This is a genomic window from Oleiphilus sp. HI0079 (assembly GCF_001635105.1).
In genome coordinates, this window is the sequence record NZ_LWFT01000079.1 from 23489 (window position 1) to 30049 (window position 6561).

The window sequence follows — 6561 nt, forward strand, 5'->3', positions numbered from 1 at the left end:
CAGTGCTTTTGAAATGCGCTGGCTGAATAGGTTTTTTGGAATGAATGTGCTCAGGCATCAAGGAGATTGCTGGATATGATGGTGGTTCGACCGATAGAAAGTCAGGATCTCACCGCTTTGATTGGCTTCGCCGAGGGCTCCGGTGTTGGTGTGACGACCTTACCGAATAATCCAGACTTATTAGAGAATCGCATTTTTAATTCGATTCGCTCTTTTCGTGGTGCGCAACCCAAAGAGCGCGGTAACTATGTGTTTGCGATGCAAGACACCAAATCTGATCAGGTTGTGGGTGTTAGTGCTATTGAAGCAAACGTTGGGCTTGAACAGGTATGGTATAACTACCGAATTTGTAAGGTTGTTCATGCCTCAAAGCAAATAGGTGTTCATAGTTCAAATCAGATGTTGTACATAACGAACGACCTGACTGGTGTATCTGAATTATGTACCTTATATCTCGATACGTCTTCTCGTCAGGGCAACAACGGGCGTTTGCTATCGAAATGCCGATTACTCTTTTTGGCGGACTTTCAAGACTACTTTGCTTCTAAGATTGTTGCTGAAATGCGCGGTGTTTCCGATTCAAACGGTATCTCACCATTTTGGGAGTCACTAGGTAAAAAGTTCTTTCAAATGGACTTTTCTTATGCCGATTATCAAGTCGGGCTCGGCAACAAAGAAATGGTTGCAGAGCTAATGCCTAAATACCCAATTTATCTATTTTCCCTTAGTCCAGAGGCGCGTGCCGTCATTGCGCAACCTCACGAAAATACGCGCCCGGCGCTTGAGATGCTGAAAAAAGAGGGTTTTCACTTTAACGGTTATGTCGATATTTTCGATGGAGGACCGGTGATGGAGACCTTTGTTGAAGAAATTCGAGGCGTTCGAGAGAGTAAAGTTTTACCGTATAGAGTTGATGAACAGCATAAAGCGCCTGTTGGTGAACGCACTGACTATGTGGTTTCGAATCGAAAAATGGAGCGTTTCAGAGCCTTGCTTGTATCCAAAGAGCAGGTCGCCCACGACCATGTTAGTTTGAGTAAAGAGCAAGCTGATGCGTTATTGATAGATGACCAATCTGATATTCGCGTGATACCGCTTCGTTACGAATAGGAGAGCAGCATGTCCAACCTTGGGTTGTTGATTAATGGTAAATGGCAGGAAGGTTCCGGCCCTGTTCTTGAAAGTACGAACCCCTATACGCAAGAGCGTGTTTGGTCTGCCACAACGGCAAATAGTGATGACGTCGATCATGCTATATCGGCTGCACGCTCTGCATTCGTTGATTGGGCACGTACCTCTTTTGAGCAGAGAGTGGCCTTAGTTGAACGTTTCAAAGAACAGCTTCAGACAAACACCGAAGCGCTTGCAGATGCGATCGGTAAAGAGACGGGTAAGCCTTTGTGGGAGTCGCGCACTGAAGTTGCGGCAATGATTGGCAAGGTCGGAATTTCAATTCAGGCATATAACGACCGAACAGGTTCTAGTAGTAAACAGCTCCCGGCAGGCACCGCAAGTCTTCGACATCGACCGCATGGCGTGGTGGCCGTTTTTGGACCCTATAATTTTCCTGGGCACCTGCCAAATGGTCATATTATTCCTGCCTTACTGGCTGGCAATACCATTGTGTTTAAACCCAGTGAGCAATGCCCTCTGGTTGCAGAGATCACGATGAAGCTTTTGCTCGAAGCGGGGCTTCCCGAAGGCGTGATGAATCTGGTTCAGGGTGAGCGTATGACCGGTGAAGCGCTTTCAAAGCACACCGGCCTAGATGGCCTGTTCTTTACAGGTAGTTCAGGCACCGGCGCTATCTTGCATCAACTTTGGGGTGGTCAGCCCGACAAAATCCTTGCCCTTGAGATGGGGGGTAATAACCCGCTGATTATTGATGAGGATGTCCCCTTTGAGGCGACGGTCCATCATATTCTGTTTTCTAGCTTTGTATCCGCAGGACAGCGCTGCACTTGCGCGCGACGTGTGTTTATCCCTAAGGGGGAGTTTGGTGACAAACTGGTCTCGAGTTTGATCTCCTCGACCCGCGAATTAAGCGTAGGTGCTTATGATGCCGAGAGCCAGCCATTTATGGGTTGTCTCGTTTCAGATGCAGCAGCACAGAATATTGTAGATGCTTATCAGCGCTTACTCGGGCTGGGGGCAAAACCATTGCTCGAATTAGCGCGGGACAACAAGGTTGCTGCAATGTTGCGACCGAGCATTGTTGATGTAAGCGGCATTAACGCGCCAGATGAAGAATACTTTGGACCGCTCATGCAGGTTATCCGTTATGATGATTATGCGCAGGCGATAGAGCTCGCCAATAGGACGCGTTTTGGCTTAGCCGCAGGACTGATTAGCGAAAGCGCAGAGTTATGGCAGCGCTTTTTACTAGACAGCAGAGCCGGCATTGTGAACTGGAATATGCCTTTAACCGGTGCCAGTAGTGCAGCACCGTTTGGTGGTATCGGCGCAAGCGGCAACCATCGTGCGAGTGCTTTGTATGCGGCAGATTATTGCGCTTATCCGGTAGCATCGATGGAAGCAGAACACGCTATGCTACCTGCATCGATTTCTCCAGGTTTGGAAATTAAAACATAAGTGTTGGATTAACAAAGGGACGCATCATGAAGGCGTATGAAGTAAATTTCGATGGGCTTGTCGGACCCACTCATAACTATGCGGGCTTGTCGTTTGGCAACATCGCATCTGAGCAAAGCCTGAAAGATGTTTCCAATCCAAAACAGGCTGCCCTTCAAGGCTTGCAAAAAATGAAGGCGCTAGCGGATAAAGGCATCAAACAAGGAATTTTGCTTCCGCATCATCGGCCCGAGATGAGCCTGTTGCGTCAACTTGGATTTGTAGGAACAGATGCTCAAGTTCTTACTAAAGCAGCCAAGGAAGCTCCGGCCATTCTGGGCTCTGTTTTCTCCGCCTCATGCATGTGGACAGCCAATGCCGCGACCGTGTCTCCAAGCGCAGATAGTAACGACGGTTTAGTGCATTTCACGCCGGCGAATCTAAATGCAAAGCTGCATCGTGCGATAGAGCATCCAACGACGAGCCGGATGCTGCAAGCGATTTTTAATAACGAACGGTATTTTGCCCATCATGCCGCATTACCGTCGGTCGGCCAGTTTGGTGATGAAGGGGCTGCCAATCATACGCGCTTTTGTTCCGCTTACGATCGGCCGGGTGTTCAGCTTTTTGTTTACGGTCGTCAGGCGTTTAGCGAACGAGGTTTAAAGCCCAAACGCTACCCTGCCAGACAAACTCTTGAGGCCTGTCAGGCTGTCGTTCGACTGCATCAGATTGATGAAAGCCGTGTTGTCTATGCCCAGCAGCATCCAGATACCATTGATGCCGGTGTCTTTCACAATGACGTGATTTCGGTTGGCAATCAAAACGTATTCTTTTGCCATGAAGAAGCATTCCTTAGACAAGATGAGGTGATCAGCGAGCTTAAAGCCAAGCTTGGTGATACAGAGCTGTTGGTGATTACCGTTCCTGAGCACGAAGTGCCTCTGCATGATGCGGTTTCAAGTTATCTCTTTAATAGCCAGTTGGTGACTACCAGCGAAGGTGAAATGATGCTCGTTGTGCCTTCGGAATGTGATGATACGCCGTCTGTGCAGCGCTTCCTCAAGAAGCTTGTGGCAGGCGATAATCCGATTCGAGAAGTGATGAGTTTTGACCTCAAGCAAAGTATGAAGAATGGCGGTGGTCCTGCCTGTCTGAGATTACGTGTTGCACTAACGGAAGATGAGTTAGCTGCGGTCCACCCAGGGGTTCTAATGACGGATAATCTCTATGGTATCTTGTCGGCGTGGGTCGAGCGCCACTACAGAGATCAGATTTCGCAATCAGATTTGGCCGATCCGAGACTGATTGCTGAGTCGATGACTGCACTTGATGAATTGACGCAATTACTGGGTTTACCTGCGATTTACGCGTTTCAGCATTAGTCCCGCGCGTTGACCAATGGGCACCTTATTATTGGGGAAAATAAGAAACTCACGCTCATTTTGAACGGTATACTCTGAGCAAGGCGAACGTGAGACCATCTCGCCTTGTTCGAATTCTTTAAAATTGGCCGCGTCCTCAGACACAAGTAGCTCAAATGCGGCATCATCCTTGACGATTTCATGGCACACTTCAAACTCGGTGATATCCTCGATTTGATGGTCTTGAGGGGGGACGCTGTGTGTGATGTCTGATACTCGCCCGCAAAGACTGTTATATGTGTTTGTATAACGCTCTAAGTCGTTTTCACCAAAGCGGCGCACCTTGCCTAGCTCAACCGTATACGAGTCGCTCTTGAACGTTCTGGAGGTATACGATGAAAAGGTTGACGCTGGTTTGTGCTGATAAACGAGCGCGTTGACTCCCATATCCTTAAACACGAGTCTGTGCAGTTCTGAAACTCTGGTGATTGGCTCATGTTCTCGCTTTGGCTGGAGTGCGAAGCGCTCTATAGTCGAGTCTCGAATGGCGGTGTGTAGATCATAATGTTCGATGAGGGAGTGTCGGCTCGCAAATCGTTTAACCTGTAACTCGAGAATGTTGGCTCTCTCTGCATCAATGGATCCACGAAATGCTTTGCGCTCGTGTACGCCCATAAAAAGTCGATTCATGTTGTGTTCAACAAAGCGCTTTTCCGCTTTTATTGCTTGAGGATGTCCAAGTATTAAGAGGGTGGGGCGCTTAACGACTATCCGGCCTAAGATGCAGTCTGTAAGTAGCTTATCAAGAAGTTCGATGGGGGCTGTTTCGTTACCGTGGATGCCGGCGGAAAGCAGCAAGCCGCGTTTATTCTGTTTTATCGGTAGTAGCTCTACGACGCCTTTGGCGCGTGTCATTATCTTGGTGCCATCCTCCAGACACAAGGCCTGGCTTTGGCGCCAAAGATTGTTCCCTAAGGTTGCTTCGATAAACGAATGCTGATTTAGCAGGTGCTCGTTTTCGGGCATTGCTCGCTCCGTTAGGAGATGGGGCGGGTGTGCGCCATGATGCGGGTTTCGATCTTGCGAAACACATAAATCAAGGTGAACGTTAGACACAAATAGATGGCCGCTACAAAAAGGAACGCTTCAAACGGAGCGTAATAGCGCGCGTATATATCTCGCGCTGCGCCTGTCAGGTCAACAATGGTGACCACACTTGCGATGGAGCTCGCGTGGAGCATGAAGATGACTTCATTTGCATAAGCCGGTAGACCGCGACGCAGAGCTCCAGGAAGAATGATTCTACGCATGCGTTGCGCTGCACTCATACCATAGGCCTTAGCGGCCTCGACCTCGCCTTTTGGCGTTGCTTCAATTGCCCCTCGAATAATCTCGGTCGTGTAGGCTGCGGTATTGAGCACAAATGCGATCAGGCATGGATAGAACGCTTCAGAAAGAATATTCCAGAAGATGGTGTCTTGAATGCCTTTAATTTGCGCTGTTCCGTAGTAGATGAGATACAGTTGAACGAGCAGCGGAGTACCTCGGAAAAAATAAACGTAAGCCCAGATAGGCCAGTTAATAAAAGGATTCTTTGATGTGCGCAAAATGCCGAGAGGCAGCGCGATGATCAACCCTATAACCAGCGACAAAAACACCAGTTGTACCGTCGTGACAAAACCGTCCCAGTAATGCATCAGCGTGGTCGGGTTGAAAATAGAATTATCGGCAAACAGGCTTAAAAACGCTTCCATCATCTTACCCTCTCGCCACACCGGCGCTGTATTTGACTTCAAGTCGTTTCAATACCCATTCAGATATCGCGGTTAACAGCAGATAAACAAAGGCGACAGGAATTAAAAATGTAAAGGGCTCGTGGACGGCTTTTGCGGCTTCTGAAGCAAGCCGAACCATATCCGCAAGGCCGATAATCGATACTAAGGCGGTTGTTTTGAGCATGACTAGCCAGTTGTTGCCAAGGCCTGGTAGTGCATGACGCATCATTTGCGGGAATGAAATGCGGAAAAATATTTGTCGGCGATTCATGCCATAGGCGAGACCGGCTTCCAATTGACCTTTATCGACAGATTGAAAAGCGCCCCGGAAAGTTTCAGCCATATAGGCACCGAATATAAAACCAATTGTAATGACACCTGCAATAAATTCATTGATGTTGAAAAAAACATCAATGTTGAATTCTTCATAGAGCCAGTCCGAGAATTCGTTCATCAGCATCTGGCCACCAAAGAAAATCAGTAGCATAAGAACGAGATCAGGCACCCCTCGGATGACGGTTGTGTAAACGGTTGCGATGACTCGGGGAACAGGGTTTTTAGAAAGCTTGGCGATGGCACCTGCAAGGCCAAGTATGAGCGCTAGAAGCAACGACAGGACTGCTACCTCGACGGTGAGAATGGCACCTTCAAAGATGGATGGTCCATAGCCGTGCAAATCGATCATGTGTGTTGTCCGTTTTGTTGAAAAATGGAGGCCAGAGGCCTCCATTTTCGTCGTTACTTAAATCTTGATGCTGTAAGCGAAGTACTTCTTCATGATCTCATCATAAGTACCGTCTTCTTTCAGCTTTTTAAGTGCAGCGTTGAATTTCTCCGCAAGCTCTGTATCG

Annotated in this window: 7 protein-coding genes; 3 read left to right on the plus strand and 4 right to left on the minus strand. The window is 48.2% G+C overall.

The window, feature by feature from the left end; all coding sequences use genetic code 11:
• Window positions 1-75: 75 nt before the first annotated feature.
• From astA to astB, 3 genes are read left to right on the plus strand one after another with little or no spacing between them, the layout of a single operon-like run.
• Window positions 76-1110, plus strand: coding sequence for an arginine N-succinyltransferase (gene astA / locus A3750_RS01235; protein WP_068453804.1), 1035 nt, complete (start codon window positions 76-78; stop codon window positions 1108-1110).
• 9 nt (window positions 1111-1119) lie between these two features.
• Window positions 1120-2592, plus strand: a complete 1473-nt coding sequence (gene astD, locus A3750_RS01240; RefSeq protein WP_068547956.1) for a succinylglutamate-semialdehyde dehydrogenase — start codon at window positions 1120-1122, stop codon at window positions 2590-2592.
• Between the two features lie 26 nt (window positions 2593-2618).
• Window positions 2619-3956 (plus strand): N-succinylarginine dihydrolase, encoded by a 1338-nt coding sequence (astB, locus tag A3750_RS01245; protein ID WP_068465779.1) that lies wholly within the window; start codon window positions 2619-2621, stop codon window positions 3954-3956.
• Here astB and A3750_RS01250 read toward each other — a convergent pair.
• The 4 genes from A3750_RS01250 to A3750_RS27085 form a co-directional block, all read right to left on the minus strand.
• Complete coding sequence (locus tag A3750_RS01250; protein WP_068454640.1) at window positions 3927-4961, minus strand: succinylglutamate desuccinylase; 1035 nt, start codon at window positions 4959-4961, stop codon at window positions 3927-3929. The genes astB and A3750_RS01250 overlap by 30 nt on opposite strands.
• Window positions 4962-4972: 11 nt before the next feature.
• Window positions 4973-5692: an ABC transporter permease gene (locus tag A3750_RS01255; protein ID WP_068454644.1), complete on the minus strand. Its 720-nt coding sequence runs from the start codon at window positions 5690-5692 to the stop codon at window positions 4973-4975.
• Between the two features lies 1 nt (window position 5693).
• Window positions 5694-6395, minus strand: coding sequence for an ABC transporter permease (locus A3750_RS01260; RefSeq protein ID WP_068454648.1), 702 nt, complete (start codon window positions 6393-6395; stop codon window positions 5694-5696).
• Between the two features lie 57 nt (window positions 6396-6452).
• Window positions 6453-6561: transporter substrate-binding domain-containing protein (locus A3750_RS27085; RefSeq protein ID WP_156498292.1), on the minus strand; the 109-nt coding region annotated here is incomplete at its 5' end.